Annotated in this window: 11 protein-coding genes and 1 tRNA gene; all 12 read right to left on the reverse strand. The window is 67.6% G+C overall.

Going from position 1 to position 18,764, the window contains the following annotated elements:
- Positions 1 to 2: 2 nt before the first annotated feature.
- The 12 genes from G6N77_RS19845 to rsmA all read right to left on the reverse strand — a co-directional run bounded on the left by G6N77_RS19845 (position 3) and on the right by rsmA (position 18,695).
- Positions 3 to 2,441, reverse strand: a complete 2,439-nt coding sequence (locus G6N77_RS19845; protein ID WP_240901817.1) for a helix-turn-helix transcriptional regulator — start codon at positions 2,439 to 2,441, stop codon at positions 3 to 5.
- A gap of 1,592 nt (positions 2,442 to 4,033) precedes the next feature.
- Positions 4,034 to 6,781 carry a LuxR C-terminal-related transcriptional regulator gene (locus G6N77_RS20335; RefSeq protein WP_165181745.1) on the reverse strand — a complete coding sequence of 916 codons (2,748 nt, stop codon included), beginning with the start codon at positions 6,779 to 6,781 and terminating at the stop codon, positions 4,034 to 4,036.
- 23 nt (positions 6,782 to 6,804) lie between these two features.
- Positions 6,805 to 9,480 (reverse strand): LuxR C-terminal-related transcriptional regulator, encoded by a 2,676-nt coding sequence (locus G6N77_RS09120; protein ID WP_165181747.1) that lies wholly within the window; start codon positions 9,478 to 9,480, stop codon positions 6,805 to 6,807.
- Between the two features lie 215 nt (positions 9,481 to 9,695).
- Positions 9,696 to 10,277, reverse strand: a complete 582-nt coding sequence (gene pth / locus G6N77_RS09125; protein ID WP_165181749.1) for an aminoacyl-tRNA hydrolase — start codon at positions 10,275 to 10,277, stop codon at positions 9,696 to 9,698.
- 10 nt (positions 10,278 to 10,287) lie between these two features.
- Positions 10,288 to 10,857, reverse strand: coding sequence for a 50S ribosomal protein L25/general stress protein Ctc (locus G6N77_RS09130; protein WP_165181751.1), 570 nt, complete (start codon positions 10,855 to 10,857; stop codon positions 10,288 to 10,290).
- 243 nt (positions 10,858 to 11,100) lie between these two features.
- Positions 11,101 to 12,081 (reverse strand): ribose-phosphate diphosphokinase, encoded by a 981-nt coding sequence (locus G6N77_RS09135; protein WP_165181753.1) that lies wholly within the window; start codon positions 12,079 to 12,081, stop codon positions 11,101 to 11,103.
- Positions 12,082 to 12,119: 38 nt separating this feature from the next.
- Positions 12,120 to 13,583 carry a bifunctional UDP-N-acetylglucosamine diphosphorylase/glucosamine-1-phosphate N-acetyltransferase GlmU gene (gene glmU, locus G6N77_RS09140; RefSeq protein ID WP_165181755.1) on the reverse strand — a complete coding sequence of 488 codons (1,464 nt, stop codon included), beginning with the start codon at positions 13,581 to 13,583 and terminating at the stop codon, positions 12,120 to 12,122.
- A gap of 93 nt (positions 13,584 to 13,676) precedes the next feature.
- Positions 13,677 to 13,748: transfer RNA gene (locus G6N77_RS09145), tRNA-Gln, on the reverse strand.
- Positions 13,749 to 13,990: 242 nt separating this feature from the next.
- The gene (locus G6N77_RS09150) at positions 13,991 to 14,821 is read right to left on the reverse strand and encodes an endonuclease domain-containing protein (protein ID WP_165181757.1); all 831 of its coding nucleotides are present in this window, start codon (positions 14,819 to 14,821) and stop codon (positions 13,991 to 13,993) included.
- A 152-nt stretch (positions 14,822 to 14,973) separates the two neighbouring features.
- A complete protein-coding gene (locus tag G6N77_RS09155; RefSeq protein WP_165181759.1) occupies positions 14,974 to 16,749 on the reverse strand; it encodes an ABC-F family ATP-binding cassette domain-containing protein in 1,776 nt (591 codons plus the stop codon).
- A 24-nt stretch (positions 16,750 to 16,773) separates the two neighbouring features.
- Positions 16,774 to 17,817: a 4-(cytidine 5'-diphospho)-2-C-methyl-D-erythritol kinase gene (locus G6N77_RS09160; protein WP_306987385.1), complete on the reverse strand. Its 1,044-nt coding sequence runs from the start codon at positions 17,815 to 17,817 to the stop codon at positions 16,774 to 16,776.
- A 5-nt stretch (positions 17,818 to 17,822) separates the two neighbouring features.
- Entirely contained in the window at positions 17,823 to 18,695 is an 873-nt protein-coding gene (rsmA, locus tag G6N77_RS09165) for a 16S rRNA (adenine(1518)-N(6)/adenine(1519)-N(6))-dimethyltransferase RsmA (protein ID WP_165181851.1), read from the reverse strand.
- Positions 18,696 to 18,764: the final 69 nt, after the last annotated feature.

Below are 18,764 nucleotides of genomic sequence, written 5' to 3' on the forward strand. Positions count from 1 at the left end.
GCTCACCCCCCGACGAGGTCCAGCAGCGGCCCCAACTCTTCGCGGTTGGTGACGTGGAGCTTGGCGTATGCCTGGTAGAGGTGGCCCTCCACGGTGCGGACGGAAACGCCCACGGATTCGGCGATGTCACGGTTGCTGGCGCCCGCCGCGGCCAGGGCGGCCATGGCGGCCTCGCGCCCCGTGAGCCGGGCCCGCAGCCGCGGTCCGGCGAGTTCCGGCGGCAATGTCACCAGGCGCTGGAGCTGGTGGCGAATGCCGCGGACGGACGCGGCGGGCGCCAGGGCCAGGGCCTGCCGGGCGGCGGCGAGCGCCAGGGCCGGGAAGTCCATGCGGCTGGCGAGCTCCACAGCCTGCACCAGTACCTCGCTGTCCTGCGACAACAGGCCCTTGGCGTAGACGCCCGCCGCCTCGGCCAGCGGGCCCTGCTGCTCCGCCGCGACGTTGTGGAGGGCCATGCAGTCTTCCTTGCCGCGGGCCTTGGTGGTGGCCTTGCTGCTTTGCGTGCCGAGCTTGGTGAGCAGGGTGAGCATGCGCTGGAGCGGGAGGTCGCCTTCGGGCCAGGTGTCGAGGATTTGGGTTGCTGTTTCTGTTGGGGCTTTCGGGGCGTTCGGGGCTGGTGCCGCGTTGGCTGGTGCCGCATTGGCCGTTGCCGCCGCGCCGCCGTCGGGCAGGCTGGCGGTCTGGGCGGCCAGGCACTGGGCCAGCGTCCGGTACAGGGCCGGGACCGCCGGGCTGGCGTGGACCGCGTTGAGGAGGGCCGTGATTCCGTCCGGCGAGCCGGGAGCAGTGTCCGCACCGGCCATTGCACTGGAGGGGCCGCGCGTCGTACTGGCGTCACGGTCTACACCGGAGGCACTCCCGTCGCGGGCCCCGCCCAGCATGCCGAGGCAGTGGCGGCCGGCGATCCGCGCCACGGCATCCCATCCCTGTTCCGGGGTGCGCGACAACTGTGCCGCGCCCCTGTCCAACAGCTCCAGGGCCTGCTCGTAATGTCCGCGGAATGCCTGGATGAGCCCGTGCGCCACCTCAATCGCGGCGCATTCGGCACCCCCGGCCACCACGCCCTGCTGGAGGCAGTCGGCCATGAGTTCGTCCAGCCTGCGCCATTCGCCGCCGGCCACATACACGCGCATCAGGCTGCCCACCAGGCCCGGGCCCACGCCCGTTCCCAGGGCGGTCCCGAGGGCGGCGGCCACCTGGAGGGCGTCGTCCTGGTGCCCGGCCAGGGAGAGCGACTCCGCCCGGCGGCCCGCCAACACAGCCTCCTCCGGCAGGCAATTGCCGAGATCCGCCGGCAGCGCGCCCGCCACAGTGTCCGACACCCAGCCCGGGCTCGCAGCCACCTCCGCCGGCAGCACCCGGTCCGGCGATGCCTGCTGCAGCACCCGCGCCAGCGCCGGGTGCGCCACGGTGAGGAGCTGCCGGCCGCCGCCGGCAAAGCGGAGATCGCCCGATTCAAACAGGGCATCCACCTCCTCCGCCGGGAAGCGCTCCAGCAGCATGGACACCGGAATGCTGCCCGCCTGCCCCACCAGTTCAAGGATTTCCCGGCTGCCGTTGGTGGCGTTCACCAGCCGCGCTGCCTGGGGTGCCGGCTGTGCTTGCTGTGCCGCCTGTTGTGCCGCCTGAGGCACGACGCCGGCGCCCGTCGGGTGTGTTTCGAAATCTGCGGTGAATGCCGAATTAAACGCTTCGTTGACGGCCGTGTTGAAGGCCGTGCCGGATGCGGCGGCCGGGCCGTTCCACACCCAGATGCCGTGGGTCCGCAAAAAAGCGCCGTCTGCAACGCCCTGGTGCAGCAGCGCCTTCAGCTGGAACGGGTTCCCGCACGACTCTCGCCATAGCAGGCTTGTCACGGCCAGCGAGCACGGGCCGGCCAGCTCGCTTTGGACGAAATTGCGGGTTTCGGCCGCGTCCAGGGCGGACACGTCCAGGCGCAGCAGCCGGCCGTCGCGCCACAGCCGCGAAAATTCCTGCGGCAGGGCATCCACCCTGCGGCAGCCCAGCACCAGGCGGATGTCGCCGTTGGCAGCGAGTTCGGACAGGGCCAAGGCGGACCAGCTGTCCGCGTTGTCGGCGTTGTCCACTGCCACCACGCATCCGTCTGTGAGGTTTGCCCTCAGGGCCTGCATCACCACGCCTAGCAGTGGGCTGCCCGGGGTGGTGGACGGGATAGTGGGCGGGTTGCCGTACGGGGCTTCCGTCGGAGTGCCATACGGGCTGCCGGCCGGACCTCCAGCCCGGCTTGGCTCCAACGGCGACGCCGGCCCCATCAACAGGCTGAGCATGCCGAAGGGCACCCGGCTCGCAAAGGGCGTGCCCCGCAGGTACTGGAACGCGGTGCCCTCGGGCAGGCCGGCCAGCACCTGGTGAATCAGCGCTGTCTTCCCCACGCCGCCCGGGCCGGTGACAACCGCCCCCAGCCAGCCGGCGTCGTGCATCAAGGCGTCAAGCGCAAGGGCACTCTGGAGGGTGGCTGAGATGGTTGGGGCGGCTTTTTTACTGGGGGGAGCCGACGACGGCTGGGGGAAAGCCTTGGTCTCAAAAGGCTTGTCCGCCGCCGGCTCCGAATCGGGAGCTTGGCGTTTGCCACCAAGCTTTTTCTTCCGCCGGTCTGCCCGCACGTCAGTATTTGCCTTCTGCAGCTGGTGCGCCCCGGGGCTCTGTATTCCCCCAGTGAACTGCACCACCGCGTGCGTTGATTGAGACATCTGAGACCTTCTCACGCTTCATGTCCGGTGGAATGACATAAGTAAACGTCTGTATAGGTCTCCGCTGCACCAGTGAGCTGTACGTGTTTTCACAGGAAATTCCAAGCCCTGGGGGGCCAGACTACTTGGACAGGTACTTGTTTTTTCGATTTGGACTACTTGGTTTTTGGGCTGATGGCGGCCGGGCTGGTGCTCATGGTGCCCGTGGGGCCAGTGTTATGGTCACCAACGGACTAAGTGAGTGGTGCGAGTACGCAAGTGTTTGGGGACTACGTGTGCAATGGTGGCGGCCTCTTGGTTCCTGCTTGCTTGCGGACCTCCCGGGATTCGATGGTGCAGCACCTGCGGGGTCGCCGGCCTCCGAATTTCCCCTCGAGTATGCAGCGATGGCGACTTAGACCCGGCCTATGTCGCCATCGCTGCATACTCACCGGCCAGTCGGTGTCTCAAAGGTGCCGATCCGATCCTCGAGTTCGCGCCGGCCAACTATATCTGTACATTCGGAGTCCGTTTGCGCCTCCTCCCCACCATTGCTGATTCGATGATGCAGCACCTGCGGGGTCGCCGCCCTCCCAAGAATCGACGGTGCAGCACCTGCGGGGTCGCCGCCCTCCCAAGAATCGACGGTGCAGCACCTGCGGGGTCGCCGCACTCCCAAGAATCGACGGTGCAGCACCTGCGGGTTGTGCACCAAAAAGGTCGCAGGAGCTGCACCACCGATTGTCGCGGGCGCCATTTGGGCACTCGGTGATTGAGCCTGTCGAAATCCTCTCCCCCTGGCCCCGAATTTCCCCTCGAGTCAGCAGCGATGGCGACTTAGACCCGTCCTATGTCGCCATCGCTGCATACTGACCGGCCAGTCGGTGCCTCAGAGGTGCCAATCCGATCCTCGGCGACCACGGCGACCCACCGTATCTGTACCTTCGGAGTCCGTTTGCGCCTCCTCCCCACCATTGCTGATTCGATGGTGCAGCACCTGCGGGGTCGCCGCCCTCCCAAGAATCGGTGGTGCAGCACCTGCGGGGTCGCCACCCGCCCAAGATTCGGTGGCGCAGCTCCTGCGGGCCATGCACCAAAAAGGTCGCAGGAGCTGCACCACCGATTGTCGTGGGCGCCGTTTGGGCACTCGGTGATTGAGCCTGTCGAAATCCGGGTCCCGGCCGCCGAATTTCCCCTCGAGTCAGCAGCGATGGCGACTTAGACCCGGCCTATGTCGCCATCGCTGCATACTCACGCGCTCGCAGAGCTCGCTGCTCGACCACCGGGGCGTGCGTTCCGGGGTCTCGACGCGCTCGCAGGGCTCGCTGCTCGACCACCGGCCCCTATTTCCCGATCACCAAGGCCAGTTCGCTGCGGGCCGTGATTCCCAGCTTTCCGTAGCTGCGGTACAGGTGGCCCTCCACGGTGCGCACCGAAACGTGCAATTGGGCGGCGATGTCCTTGTCCGTCAGGCCGTCCGCAGCCAACTGCGAAATCTCCAGTTCGCGGCGGGTCAGCAGCTCCTTGACGGCCAGCGCGCCGGCCTGCGTCTGGGGATCCGCCGCGAGCCCCAGTGCCACGCGCGCACGGACCAGCCCGGACCTTGCAAAGTGGGCCACCGAGCCGTGGCGCCCCTGAACGGACCGGGACTCCGCCAGCTGGAACGCCGTCGTGGCCAATCGGAACATTTCCGTGGCCATGAGCCGTTCGGCCGCATCCAGCATTCCGTGCCCCGTTCCCTCCTCCACAGCCCTTCCAAATCCGGCCAGCGCCGCAGCCCAGGGGCCCTCCATGCGTTCGGCCACCCGTCTCAGCCGCGGGCTTACCGCGTCCACGTCAAAGTCCAATGCGAGCACCAGGGCGTTGATTTCGGCCAGCACCATCCCCCTGTCCGCCCACTGGTCGGCGATGGCGGTCAGCTCGGCCGGTACGCCGCCGTCGTACTTTTTGCCGTTCGCACCCCGGCGCCGCGCGGCCTCCAAATGCCCCCGGCCCGCCGCTAGATAGGCGCCCTCATAGGAGGACGTCACGAACATGCCGTGGTCCGGCCGGTACTGGCCCAGCAGCCTGAGCGCCTCCTCCCGCTCCCCCAGCGCAGCCGCCACATAAAACGTCACCGCCGTGCAGCAGCCGGCCAGGTGCTGCGGATCGCTGGCCGCCAGGGCGTCCCCGGCAGCGCCCAGCGAGGCCAGCGCCTCCGCCAGCCGCCCCTGCCGCAGCAGCATCAGCCCGCGGGCGGCCGCCGCGCTGCCCCCAAAACTGACGACGGCGGCCGGCAGGTCGGTGTCCACGGCACGGAGCAGATCCGCCACCTGGCCCCATTCGCCGGCCGCCAGCGACGCGCACAGCATTCGTTCGAGGATGGTTTCCGGGACAAAAAACACCTCGTGGCCCTCGGTTTGCCGGATGGCCAGGGCTTCCGACGCCCGCGCCATCCCCTGGACCGGCAGGCCCCCGGCGGTGAGGCGCTCGGCTTCCAGGGCCAGCATTATGGCACGGTTGATCCAAAACTCGGGATCATTTGTGCGTTCCGGAATGGCCAGGGCCCGTCCCGCCAGCAGGCCCAGCTGCTGGTAGTCGCCCTGCCGTGAAAGCGTCAGCGCGTCCAGCACCTGGGCGCGGCCGTCGGCCTGCGCGCGGATGATCGCCGCATTGGCCGGATCCTCCAGGGCCAGCCGCTCCCCGGCCACCCGCACGGCTTGCCCGCTGGCGAAGCCGAGCTCCGCCGGCTCCCGCATTGCTGCACGCGTCTCTGCCCGGACCAGCACGCCCACCAGCAGTTCACTGACATTCGTGGCCCGTTCCTCCGCACCGTCCAGCAGTTCCGCCGCCTTGGCGTAATTGCCCAGGTTGTAGTGCGCGCGGGCCTTCACCGCCCGCGCCCGCTGGGTGTACCCGGTTCCCGTTACCGCCCCGGCCAGACGCAAGGCCAGCGGCGACTGGAACAGCTTGGAGGCAAACATGGCCGCCAGAAGCAGCTTGTCGCTGGGGACCTGTTCGCTGTTGTCCAGGGCCCACACCACGCGCCGGATCAACGCCTGCGGCAGGAAGCTGTCCGCCTGCACGCGCTCCTCCAGCTGCCGATGGAGGATCAGGCTCTCGGCGCGGGGCACCATGGTGCGGATGATGTCCCCGTAGATGGGATTGATCAGCTGGATCTGCCCCGACCCGGTCAGCGAGGCGTGGACCAGATGCCGCTCCCGCAGTTCGGCCAGCGCCTCCCGGCCGGCAATGTCGGCAATGACCGCCGCGGACACCGGCTCCGAAAGGGCCACCAGGTTCAGGCTGTGGCGGGCCTGCGGCGACAAGCCCCGCAATTGCATCCTGACCACGTCCTGCAAGGCGCGCCCCTGCGGCCGGCCTTCCGGCGGGGCCAGCCACACGCCGCTGCGCTTCTTCACCCAGCCGTTTTCAACCGCATCCGCCATGAGCAGCCACATCAACAGCGGGTTGCCGCCGGCGCTGGACCAGAAGTACCAGCTGGTGCCCGGCGCCATCCTCCCGCCCAGCACGCCCACACAAAATTCATGCCCGGCGTCCCGGTCCAGCGGCTGGAGCTGGATCTTTTCGGCCAGTCCGTCATGCCACAGCTGCGGCAGCGGATCCACAGGTTCTCGCAGTGGCCGGTGCGAGACCACCAGCTTGGCACTGCCCGATTGGGCCAGGCTTACCGCCACTTCCGCCGTCGAGCGGTCAATGAAATCACCCTCATCAATGGCCAGCAGGGGCATGCCGGCCGCCTCGCCCGTGGCGCGGCTGATTTCTTCCGAGCGTTCGGCGAAGAGCCCCAGCATTTCCCGGATGGCGTCGATGTGGGAGACCACCAGGGTGGCGGTGGCACGCTTGAGGTAGGGGGCCAGCACGCCGAAGGGGACCGCGGAGAGGGAGGGCGTGCCGTGCAGGAAGATGACAGGCGCATTTCCGGGGGCCGAGGCGGCAAGGCGCCGCAGGATGGACGTTGTGCCCAGGCCCATGTCCGCGGCCAGGAACACGGCGCGGCACTGCCGGTCCAGCAGCCGCCCGGTGATTTCGGCCAGTTCCGTGTCGCGGCAAAACGGTTCCCCCAGTGCCTGGCCCGTTTGCCTGCGCACTCCCGGTCGGGACACCATTGCCGTTACAGGTCCTGGTCCTGCTCGAGCTCGCTGCGGCTGGTGATCCCCAACTTGCTGTACACCTGGTACAGGTGGCCTTCAACAGTGCGCACCGACACGCCGATCCGCCCCGCGATGGCCCGGTTCCCCAGCCCCCGCTTGGCCAGCTTCGCCACCTGCAGCTCACGCTGGGTCAGCTTGACACCCTCGGTGCGGGGCTGCAGCGGCAGCCGGGCCAGCTTGGCCGTCAGCCGGTCCAGGCGCTGCTTGGCCTCGCGTGCCAGGGCGTTGGCCCCCGTCTCCCTCGCGAAGTCCAGGGCGAGCACCGCGCACCGCGATTCAACGGCGTCGAGCTTCAACATCTGCGCGGCTGCGGCCGCCTCCAGCGCCAGCACCGGATCATGCCGGCGGCAGCTGCGGGCCAGCATCACATTGATTTCCGGCATGGGCCCCTGGCGGTGCAGCGAGACATCCTCCAACAGGGCGAAATCCTTCTCCGTGCCGGTGATGGTGCCACCAAAAAGCGACATGGAGGCCGTGGAAAACCGGCCCTGGCGAAGGTCGGCGCGGGCCGAGGCGTGCAGCTTCTCCCCCGCGTCCGGATCGTCCAGCCAGCGCAGCGCCATGAGGCGGAAAAATTCGGCCATGGCACGGTTGGTCCAGAGCGTGGGGCTGCCGGCGGAGGCTGCCAGGGCCAGGTACTCCATGGCGTCTTTTTCATTGTTGTCCTGCGCCAGCGTGAATGCGAGGGCCGAATACGCCAGGCCCAGCGCATTGTCGCTTTCGCGGACTTCCAGCTGCGCGGCGGCGGCCAGCAGCACCTCGGCGGCGGCGCTTCCCCTGCCGGCATAGGCCTGCGCCAGGCCCAGGCTGAGCTCCAGCAGGCCGCCCCTGTACTGCGCAGTCTGCGGCATGGTTTCCAGTTCGCTGCTGAGCAGCTCCACCGATTCCAGCCAGCGCCCGCTCCACGTCAGCGCCAGGGTCAGCCCGTCCCGGCAGTGCCGCGCAAACTTCAGCGAAATGCCGCGGTCCTCAATCTCCTTGATGACCCTGTGCCCCACGGCCACCGCATCCAGCTCCCGCCCCAACACCGCCAGCGTGGGCACCAGCAGGCACGCGCAATTGAGGCTGTAGTGGAGGTCGGAATCGTGGCTGGCTTCCTCCAGCTCAGCCACGATCTCCGCAAATTCCCCCCGGTGGACCTGGTATTCAAAGTAGGCCAGGCGCAGCAGCTGCCGGGCGGCCAGAAGTTCGCTTTCAGGCACCGCACTTTCAGGCACGACGGCGGCGCCCGGCGGAGCGCCGGCGCCCTGGTCGAGACGGCCCTCGCCGCGGCGCTGCTCGACACGGAGGCGGGACTCGGCCTCGGCCAGAATGCCCGGAATGCGGGCGTAGCCCTCCGGCACCCACAGCAGGGCACCGGTCAGGGCCAGCACCCACCGGCAATAATCTTGTAAAGCCAGCCCTGCAAGCTGCTCTGGCGCAACGGCGTCGAGCACGTCAACGGCACCGCGGTAGTCCGCCACAATCCCGTAGGCCTCGCTGCGCAACTGCACCGCCTCAAGGAAGAGTGCGTGTCCCGGCGGGATGTGCACGGTGCAGCGCAGGGCCAGCAGGGGGTCAAAGTGGGTGAGGGCGCGGCGGGCGGCGGCGAGGCCAAAGCGCGGTTCCAGGACCAGCCCGGCGTCCAGGGTCCAGGCGGCCAGGGCCATCAATTCCTGGGAGTCGAGGCTGTCCACCTCGTGGTTGAGCACTTCGGAGAGCTCCACCAGCAATTCCATCATGCGTTCGGGGTCCAGCGAGCCGCGCACGATCTCCCCCACATAGCGCTCGCTCAGCCGTGCGTGGTGGCGGCCGGCGGCGTCGATGGCGAGGAAGCCGCGCTCCTCCATCTCCCACACGGTTTCCTGCCCCAGCGCGGCACTGACAATGGACAGCGGCGCCGTGCCCAGCAGCGACAGCTTCTCCACGCCCAGGCGCACCGCCTCGGATTCCCTCCCCAGCCGGGTTCGGACGATGTCCGCCAGCGCGCTGCCGGGGTCCGCGTTGACCCTTCCGGAAAGCACCCAGACCCCGCGGCGCAACTTCAGGCTGCCGCTGGCGACCTGCTCGCGGAAGAGAGCCTGGAGCACCAGCGGGATGCCGTTGCTGGCCTTGTGCAGCGCCGTGACGGCCGACGCCGAAACCATGGTCTTGGTGGCCTTGGCAACAAGTTCGCCCACTTCGGCGCGGTTGAAATAGTCCAGGCGCAGCTCGCTTAGGAGGCCGTCCTTGGCCAGCCAGACCAGGTCCTCCGGCAGCTGGCCGGCATCCCTGGCCAGCACCAGGGCCTTGGCTCCGCCGCTGAGGAGCAGGTGCATCACCACGCCCACGGACATGGGGTCAAGTGCGGGGAGGTCGTCGATGACCAGGAGCACGTCCCGGCCGTCGGCGTCGTCGTGAATCAGCCTGTCAAGGCCGTGGATAATGCTGGCGGGCGAATCCGCGGCACCGGGGGCCAGCCGGGCCATCCAGACGGCGAGCGAAGCATAGGCCACGGATGTCTCCGCGCCGGAACCGAACAGCCTGACAACGTGGGTGGTGTCGGCCAGCTGGGCCTCAACGGCGCGCGCCAGTGTAGTTTTGCCTACGCCCCAGGGCCCCACCACCACGGCGCCGTAGGTGGCCGGATCGTTGATGGCGGCAAGGGTCTGGTCCATCTCCCTTTGCCGGGCAAAGGAAGCCCACACCTGCCTGTCCGCGGCCCCCATTGCTTCAAAAGATGGCGACGGATCGTCACCAGTCCACATGGAAGCTACGGCCATATCATCGATCGACATGCCGGAACCCCGTATTTCCTGACGGGCGAACCCACTAGCAGTCCACCCTTGCGCTCACTTGCGATCATAACAGTCGGGAGCGGTGAACAGAATATTTAAATGGCGCTGTGGAACTGCTCCTGGGCCGCCGTGAGGCCTTCGGCGATGAGCAGTTCCACGGCATCCGCGGCGGCGCCAATCAGGAAAGGGAGGTCCTTGTTTTCGGTGGAGCTGAAGTCGCGCAGCACGTGGCTGGCGGCGGCCGCCCGGCCCGGCGGGCGGCCCACACCGGCACGGACGCGGAAGTAGTCTTTGGTGCCCAGGGCGCGGGAAATGTCGCGCAGGCCGTTGTGCCCGCCTTCGCCGCCGCCCTGTTTTAGCTTGACTGTGTCAAATGGGATGTCGATCTCGTCATGGATGGCGACCACCTGCCCGGGGTCCACGGCGAAGAATTTGGCGAGTCCCGCCGTCGGGCCTCCGCTGAGGTTCATGAAAACCGAGGGTTTGGCCAGCACCACCCTGGGGCCGCCGATGCCCAGGCGCGTTTGGGCTATGAGCGCCCGCGCCTTGTGGGTTTTGAAGGTGGCGCCATGGCGGGAGGCAAGTTCCTCAACCACCATGAAGCCAATATTGTGCCTGTTGCGGCTGTAGCCGGGCCCGGGATTCCCGAGCCCGACTACAAGCCAGGTGTCACTCATGAAGGTGAGGCTACTCTGCTGCTGCTTCGGTTTCCTCGGCGACGGCGGCGGGCTCGGCCAGGTGCACGATCAACAGTGAGGGGTCGGTCAGCAGCTCGACGTTGGCCGGCAGCTTCAGGTCGCTGGCAAGGATGTGCTGGCCGGCGGTGAGGCCGCTCAGGTCAACTTCGATGTGCTTGGGCAGGTGCGTGGCGTCGGCGGAGAGGCTGACGGACATTTCTTCCTGGTTGGCAACCACGGACGGGGCAGGCTCGCCCACGACGACGACGGGAATGTCAACGATGACCTTCTCGCCCTTCTTCACGGTCAGCAGGTCGATGTGCTCAACGATCTGCAGGAGGGGATCGCGCTGGACGTCCTTGACCAGGGCCAGGTGCTCCGTGCCGTCAACCGTAACGGTCAGCAGGGCGTTGGAGGCGCGGATGGCGCGGACGGTGGCGCGCTCCGGGAGGACGATGTGCAGCGGGGCTGCGCCGTGGCCGTAGATGACCGCGGGGATCTGGGCTGCGCGGCGGATGCGGCGGGCGGCACCCTTGCCGAATTCGGTGCGGGCTTCGCCGGTGAGGTTCAAATCAGACATGAAAATGCTCCTTCATTCTTTGGTGTGGGCGTGGACTAAACAGGTCAACACAATCCATCAAGAATTCAGGAGCTGTGGGACCCAGTCGATCACGGACGCTTTGGGGGCGTCCCTCGCCAAGGTTTACTGGATGAGTTTAGCAGACGTGACTTTGAATTCCGTACGCCCATGGGTGCCAGCGGTGCTCCACTTGGCAAGTGGCGCGCGGGCGGCAACCAACCGCGCGCCACTTCAAAGTGAAGGCTACGCGTTGCCGTCGAACAGGCTCGTGACGGAGCCGTCCTCGAAGACTTCCTTGATGGCGCGGGCCAGCAGCGGCGCAATGGAGAGCACGGTCAGCGTGGGGAAGCGCTTGGATTCCGGGATGGGAAGCGTGTTCGTGACCACCACTTCGCGGGCGCCGCAATTGGCCAGGCGCTCGGAGGCCGGCTCGGAGAACACGGCGTGCGTGGCGGCAATGATGACGTCCTTCGCGCCGGCGTCCTTGAGCACGCGGACGGCCCCGGCAATGGTGCCGCCGGTGTCGATCATGTCGTCGATCAGCACACAGGTGCGTCCCTTGACCTGGCCCACCACGGTCTTGGAAACTGCCTGGTTCGGCACGGTCAGATCGCGTGACTTGTGCACGAAGGCCAGCGGCGCCCCACCCAGGCGGTCTGCCCACTGCTCAGCCACGCGCACGCGTCCGGTGTCCGGCGAAACCACAGTGACGGCGTCGTCCCCCACCATTTCACGAATGTGCCCGGCCAGCAGCGGGATGGCAAAAAGGTGGTCCACGGGGCCGTCGAAGAAGCCCTGGATCTGAGCGGTGTGCAGGTCAACGCTCATGATGCGGTCGGCGCCGGCGGTCTTGTACAGGTCCGCGACCAGGCGGGCGGAGATGGGCTCGCGGCCGCGGCCCTTCTTGTCCTGGCGGGCGTACGGGTAGAACGGGGCCACCACGGTGATGCGGCGGGCGGAGGCGCGCTTCATGGAGTCCACCATGATCAGCTGCTCCATGAGCCAGTTGTTCAGCGGCGCCGGGTGGGCCTGGATGATGAACACTTCCTTGCCACGCACGCTCTCCCCCGAGCGGACGTAGATCTCACCGTTCGCGAAATCGTAGGCGGACATGGGCAGCAGCTCCGTCTCCAGGCAGCGCGCCACTTCTTCAGCCAGTTCGGGGTGTGCGCGGCCGGACGCCAACACCAGTTTCTTGTCGACGTTATGGCTAAGTTCGCTCATGATTTTCTTTCTCGCGGGGGTGGGGGAGGTGAGAAGTCTTAGTTTGCCGTGGCTGCTGCGGCTGCCGTGGCTGCTGCGGCGGAGATGCTGCCGGGGCGGTTGGCCGCCGTCCAGCCTTCGGCGTTGCGCTGCGGGGCCACTGTCAGCGTCAGCGCGCCGGCCGGGACGTCCTTGCGGACAATGGCGCCTGCGCCGGTGAAGGCCCCGTCCCCCACGGTCACGGGCGCCACGAACACCGTGTTGCTGCCCGTCCGCACGCCCGATCCGATAGTGGTCCGGTGCTTGTTGACGCCGTCGTAGTTGGCCGTGATGTTGCCGCAGCCAATGTTGGTGTCCTCGCCAATTTCCGCGTCCCCGGCGTACCCGAGGTGGCTGAGCTTGGAGCCGCGCCCGATGGTCACATTCTTGGTCTCGTAAAACGCGCCGATCTTCCCGTCAGCGCCCAGCACGGTTCCGGGGCGCAGGTAGGTGAAGGGGCCAACATGCGAGTTTTTGCCGATGACGGCGCCCGAGCCCTGGGTGCGCGTGACCTCCGCGCCTTCGCCGATCTGCACATCCGTCAGCGTTGAGTCCGGACCGACGACGGCGTCACTCGCCACAGTGGTTTTGCCGTGCAGCTGGGTGCCGGGCAGGATGGTGACGTCCTCGGCCAGCCGCACCGTGGAGTCGATCCACGTGGTCTCGGGGTCGATGACTGTGACGCCGGCACGCATCCAGGCTTCAACAATGCGCCGGTTGTGCTCCCTGCCCAGGGCCGCGAGCTGCACGCGGTCGTTGGCGCCTTCCACCTGCCACCTGTCGGCCGTGACCACTGCGGCGACGCGGCCGCCGTCGTTCCTGGCAAGGGACAGGACATCGGTGAGGTACATCTCGCCCTGGTTGTTGTTGGTGGTGACGGACTTCAGGGCGGTGCGCAGGACGGCGGCGTCAAAGGCGTAGATGCCGGAGTTGATCTCGCGGATTTCGCGCTCGGCGTCGGTGGCGTCCTTGTGTTCGCGGATGCCCAGGACCGTGCCGTCCGTGGCGTGGCGGAGGATGCGGCCGTAGCCGGCGGCGTCGTCCAGGACCGCGGTGAGGACGGTGACGGCGTTGTTTTCTGCTGCGTGCGTGGCGGCCAGTTCTTCCAGCAGTTCGGTGGTCAGCAGGGGGACGTCGCCGTACGTGACCACCACGGTGCCGTCCACTTCCGCGTCCGCGTCCAGTGCCTCAAGTGCGGCCTGGACGGCGCGGCCGGTGCCGGGGACTTCATCCTGGTCAACGATCAGCGCGTTGGGGTGCGTTGCGGCGATGTGCGCGGCAACCTGGTCCCGCTCAAAACGAACCACCACGGCCAGGCGCTCCGGGTTCAATCCCTCTGCTGCGGCCAATGCGTGCCCCACCATGGAAATGCCGCCGATGGGGTGCAGGATTTTCGGTAACCGGGACTTCATCCGGGTTCCGGCTCCGGCTGCAAGCACAATAACGGCGGCAGGACTGATTGATTTGGTGTTCTGGGGGCTCACTAAGTGGCACTCCTACCCGGACCAGGGTCCGTCAAACGTACGCAATGGAAACAAGTCCATGTTACCCGCTCGGGGCTTTCGTTTTTGCGTGGGTTCCGCCCATAGGATTCGAACCTATACTCCACAGCTCCAAAGGCTGGGGTGCTGCCGTTACACCAGGGCGGAATGTGGTTCCGCTGCTGTTCGCGCGATGCCCACGAGAATATAGTGTGCCACGCCCGATGCAGGTTTCGCGACTTGGCAGCCACTTTGGGGCCCCACCGGTGTTGCCGCCGGCAGGTGGACCCGACTTTCCTGTGGGGACGAACTCGCCGCGAGTTGTGCCCCCGGTGCACCCGGGGCACAACTGGGCTCGAGTTTTGCCCCAGCGGAAAGTGCAGTGCGGGAGCGGGGTGCGAATTAGCGGGTCAACGCGGCTTCGCGTCAATGATTGTCAACGCCTGCTGCACCCATTTCAGCATGGTCTCCGGATTATCAAGCACCATGCGGGCCGGAATGCGCAGGCACCAGAGCCCGTTGAGGACCAGCAGATTGTCCCGGCGCAGGTCTTCTGTCCAGCCGTCGCCCGTGTTGTGGTACGTTTCACCATCCGTTTCAACCGCCAAGACGCCATCCACCAGCAAGTCCAGGTGCCCAACGCCCTTGACGAAAAACTGCGACTGGACGTTGAAGCCTGCCTGGCGGATGAGGTAGCGCGCAATGGTCTCGACGATCGACTGGGACTGTGGATCGATCAGGCTGATGATTGCGCGGCCTGCAGCATCCTGGCGCCCGGCGAATGAGCGCCGGAGCTGGGCAAACGTGCACCTCTTGAGCACGATCGCGGATTCCAGCACGCACAGCGCCTCCAGCTCGCTGCCGCACTTGACGCATTGATGCAGGACGTCCATGAGCGACTGCCGGCCGCGAATCCTGTGGACCACGCACCCCGGGACCGGGTGCCCGTGGTGGACGGCAACGTGGACGCGCTCCGGCTCTTCAATGACCCACAAGCCACGCCGCTTGGCCTCACTGAGGCAGGACCGCCCACCTTTGAGCTTGGCCAGCATCACGTCGATCGCGTTGGCGCGCGGCAAGCCATAGTAGCCCGGGGCCACCAGCTGGATCCGCCCGTCCGACAGTGCGCGCGAAATCTGCCAGGACGTGATTCCGACGGCCGTCAAGTCCTTTCGCCTGGCCACCGTGCCGTACAGGGAGATGACACGTTCTACGGTCGGGGCCGCGCTTACATTCGCCATGACCCCAGTCTTGCCGCCCGGGACGGTCCGTGGGGCACCAATTTGCCAGGCTGTGGATAACTTCCCACTTTCCGCTGGGGCAAAACTCGGGACCAGTTGCGCCCCCGGTGCACCCGGGGCGCAACTGGCCCCGAGTTTCGCCCCACAGGAAACTACTCGAGCACCTCGGAGGCCTCAAGCCATTCCAGCTCCAGCCCTTCCTTTTCGGCGGCCAGCTCAGCCAATTTCGCGTTCAATTCGCCCAATGCCTCATAGTCGCCCACCTTCGCGGCCATCTGCGTGTGCACCTTCGCCTCCGACGCCGCAAGCTTGGACAGCTGGCGCTCCACGCGGTTCAGGTTCTTGCGGGCATCGCGCTTTTCCGACTCCGACGGCCCGGCGGCAACAGCGGCGGGTGCACTTTTCGCGCTAGATGCGGCCAGCGCCTCCCCGCGCAGTTCCAGGTACTGGTCCACTCCCCCGGGCAGCCCGCGCAGCTTGCCGTCGCCCAGCAGCGCCATCTGGTGGTCGGTGACGCGTTCAAGCAGGTACCGGTCGTGCGAAACCACCACCAGCGTCCCCGGCCAGCCGTCCAGCACGTCCTCCACAGCCGCCAGGGTGTCCGTGTCCAGGTCATTCGTGGGCTCATCGAGCATCAGCACATTCGGCTCGCCCACCAGCAGGCGCAGCAGCTGCAGCCGCCGCCGCTCGCCGCCGGACAGGTCGCGCACGGGCGTCCACTGCTTGTCCTTCGTGAACCCCAGCTGCTCCACCAGCTGCCCCGCCGTCATGTCCTTCCCGCCCACGTCAAAGGAGCGCTTTTCCCGCTCGATGACCTCCAGCACGCGCAGGTTCATGACGTCGTCCAGCTCGTTCACTTCCTGCGTCAGCACGGCGGTCTGCACGGTCTTGCCCCGCTTGAGCCGCCCGGACGACGGCGGGACCTCACCGTTGAGCAGCCGCAGCAAGGTGGTCTTTCCCGCACCATTGACGCCCACCAGGCCCAGCCTCTCGCCGGGGGCCAGGCGCAGCGTGATGTTCTTGAAAATTTCGTTCTCGCCGTAGGACAGGGACACGTTTTCCAGGTCCAGCACGTCCTTGCCCTGGCGCGCCGTGGCCATGCGGGACAGCGCCACGGTGTCGCGCGGTTCCGGGACGTCGGCAATGAGGTCATTCGCGGCCTCGATGCGGAATTTCGGCTTGGCCGTGCGGGCCGGGGCGCCGCGGCGCAGCCATGCGAGCTCCTTCTTGACCAGCTGCACACGCTTGGATTCCATGACGGAGTTCATGCGGTCACGCTCGGCCCGGGCAAGCACATACGCCGCATAGCCGCCGTCGAACGGATCAATGACGGCGTCATGCACTTCCCAGGTGCGCGTGCAGACCTCGTCGAGGAACCAGCGGTCGTGCGTGACCACCACAAAGGCGCCCTCGTTGGCCCGCCACCGCTGTTGGAGGTGCTTGGCCAGCCACGCCACACCCTCCACGTCCAGGTGGTTGGTGGGCTCGTCGAGCATGATGACGTCGTCGTCGCCGATGAGCAGCTTGGCCAGGGCCACGCGGCGCTTCTGCCCGCCGGAGAGCGAGTGGATGTTGGCGTCCCAGTCCACCTCCCCCACCAGGGCGCCCATGATCTCGCGGATTTTCGGGTTGGAAGCCCACACGTGGTCCGCTGACTCGCCCACAATCGCGAATCCGACAGTGCTGTCGCCGTCGAGCACGTCCGACTGGTCCAGGTACCCCACCCGCACCCCGCCGCGCACGGTGACCCGGCCGGAATCGGCGGTTTGGCGCCCGGCCAGCAGCCGCATCAGGGTGGACTTGCCGTCACCGTTGCGGCCCACAATCCCGATCCTGTCGCCGTCCTCCAGCCCCACCGTCACGCCGTCAAGGACCGTTCGGGTGGCAAAGGCAATGCTGAGATTTTCCCCGCCAAGGAGATGTGCCACGTCAAACCACTTTCATTGAGGAATTCATGCGTCAAAAATTCGTTGGGCCCCATGCACGGGGCCCTGCACGGCCAGCGCGTGGTGCCCGGCGTCGGCCAGCCCGGCAGCGAGCTCCGCGGCGTGTTCGGCGTCGAGCGCCAGCATGGCCACGGTGGGCCCGGAGCCGGAAACCAGCACCGCCAGCGCGCCGCGGTCCCGGCCGGCCTGCAGCGTGTGGTGCAGGGCGGGGGCCAGGTGCAGCGCCGCGGACTGGAGGTCGTTGACCAAAAACGGGGCCAGCCTGGCCGCATCCCCGGCCCGGAGCGCGGCCAGGATGCGCGGGTCCACCTGCTCCGGCGCGGCGGGCTCGGCCCCCTTCCGGAGGGTGTCCAGCGCGCCGTAGACCACCGGCGTCGACAGTCCCAGGGGCGACTGCACCAGCACCCAGTGCATCGGCTCCGGCGCCAGGGCCGCGGTGAGCTTGTCCCCCACCCCAAGTCCGACGGCGGCGCCCCCCAACAGCGCGAACGGCACGTCCGCGCCGAGCTCGCTGCCGAGGTGGGAGAGTTCCTCCCGGGAGAGGCCGGCATGCCAGAGCGCGTCGCAGGCAACCAGCGTTGCCGCAGCGTCCGCCGAGCCGCCGCCCATGCCGCCGGCGATGGGGACGTGCTTGGTGATTTCCAGGTGCACGCCGCAGGGGTTTTCGCTGATGTCCGCCACGAGCTGCGCTGCCCGGACGGCCAGGTTGCTCCCGTCAAGCGGGATGCCGGCCAGCAGTTCCGGGGCCAGCGAGCTGTTGGGGCTGACGCTGACGGTGACGTCCTGCGCCGGGGTGCCGGGTTTCGCCGTCGCCTGTACCTCTTCATACAACGAGACGGCCAGGTAGGTGCTGGCCACCGAATGGTAGCCGTCCTCGCGCAGCGGGCCCACGCGGAAGGAGGCGTTGATCTTGCCGGGCGCGCGGACGCGGACGTGGCGGGGGCGGCCGGCCCAGTCGTAGTCCGGGCTGTCGGGGCCCTGGATGATGCCGGGCGGGCCGGGCGGCATGCGGCCGGGCGGGCCGGCGGAGCGGGTGTTCTTGGGGTTCACTGCTGCTACGCCACCAGCGGGATTTTGGCTTCGGCGATGCGGGCGAAGGCGTGCACGTCGATGACTTCGCCGCGGGCGCTGGGGTCCACGCCGGCTATGCGCAGGTACTTCTCCGCCTCTGCCGCGCCGCCGGCCCAGCCCGCCAAGGCCGCGCGGAGGGTCTTGCGTCGCTGGGCGAAGGCGGCATCGATCACGGCAAACACTTCCTGCCGGCTGGCGCGCGTCACAGGTGGCTCGCGGCGGGTGAATTCCACCAGGCCGGAGGAGATTTTCGGGGCCGGCCAGAACACGTTCATGCCGATCACCCCCGCCTTGCGCATCTGCGAATACCAGGCGCCCTTGACCGAGGGCACGCCGTACGTTTTGGAGCCGGGGCCCGCCACCATGCGGTCCGCCACCTCGTCCTGGACCATGACCAGCCCGTGGTTGAGGGAGGGGAAGTGTTCCAGCAGGTGCAGCACCACGGGCACGGCCACGTTGTAGGGCAGGTTGGCCACGAGTGCTGTGGGAACGGCCGGCAGCTCGGTGACGCGCATGGCGTCGGAAAGCACCACGTCCAGGTTGGCTGCCTGGTCAGGGCGGAAGGCCTGCACCGTGGAAGGCAGCTTGGCGGCCAGGACGGGGTCAATTTCGACGGCGACCACGCGCGCCGCGGCGTCGAGCAGTCCCAGTGTCAGGGAGCCCAGCCCGGGCCCCACCTCCAGGACGGTCTCGGCCGGGTCAACCTTCGCGGCGGCCACGATGCGGCGGATCGTGTTGCCGTCAATGACAAAGTTCTGGCCCAGCGTTTTGGTGGGGCGCACGCCTATTTCCTCCGCAAGCCGGCGGATTTCGGTGGCGCCGAGGAGCGGCTGGGTTGCGGGGCTGGGCTGGGGCAAGGTCACCGCTCAATGGTATCCGTTATTGATCGCACCCCTCGCGGCCCCCCTTAACAACTGTGAGTCAGT

This window comes from Arthrobacter silviterrae (genome assembly GCF_011045165.1).
GTDB lineage: Bacteria > Actinomycetota > Actinomycetes > Actinomycetales > Micrococcaceae > Specibacter > Specibacter silviterrae.

Excerpts from the sequence above, each read along its gene's own strand:
- G6N77_RS19845 (WP_240901817.1), bottom strand. The coding sequence starts at position 2,441 with ATGCACGACGCCGGCTGGCTGGGGGCGGTTGTCACCGGCCCGGGCGGC.
- G6N77_RS09135 (WP_165181753.1), bottom strand. The coding sequence starts at position 12,081 with ATGAGCGAACTTAGCCATAACGTCGACAAGAAACTGGTGTTGGCGTCC.
- G6N77_RS09130 (WP_165181751.1), bottom strand. The coding sequence starts at position 10,857 with ATGTCTGATTTGAACCTCACCGGCGAAGCCCGCACCGAATTCGGCAAG.
- pth (WP_165181749.1), bottom strand. The coding sequence starts at position 10,277 with ATGAGTGACACCTGGCTTGTAGTCGGGCTCGGGAATCCCGGGCCCGGC.
- G6N77_RS09120 (WP_165181747.1), bottom strand. The coding sequence starts at position 9,480 with ATGGACCAGACCCTTGCCGCCATCAACGATCCGGCCACCTACGGCGCC.
- G6N77_RS09150 (WP_165181757.1), bottom strand. The coding sequence starts at position 14,821 with ATGGCGAATGTAAGCGCGGCCCCGACCGTAGAACGTGTCATCTCCCTG.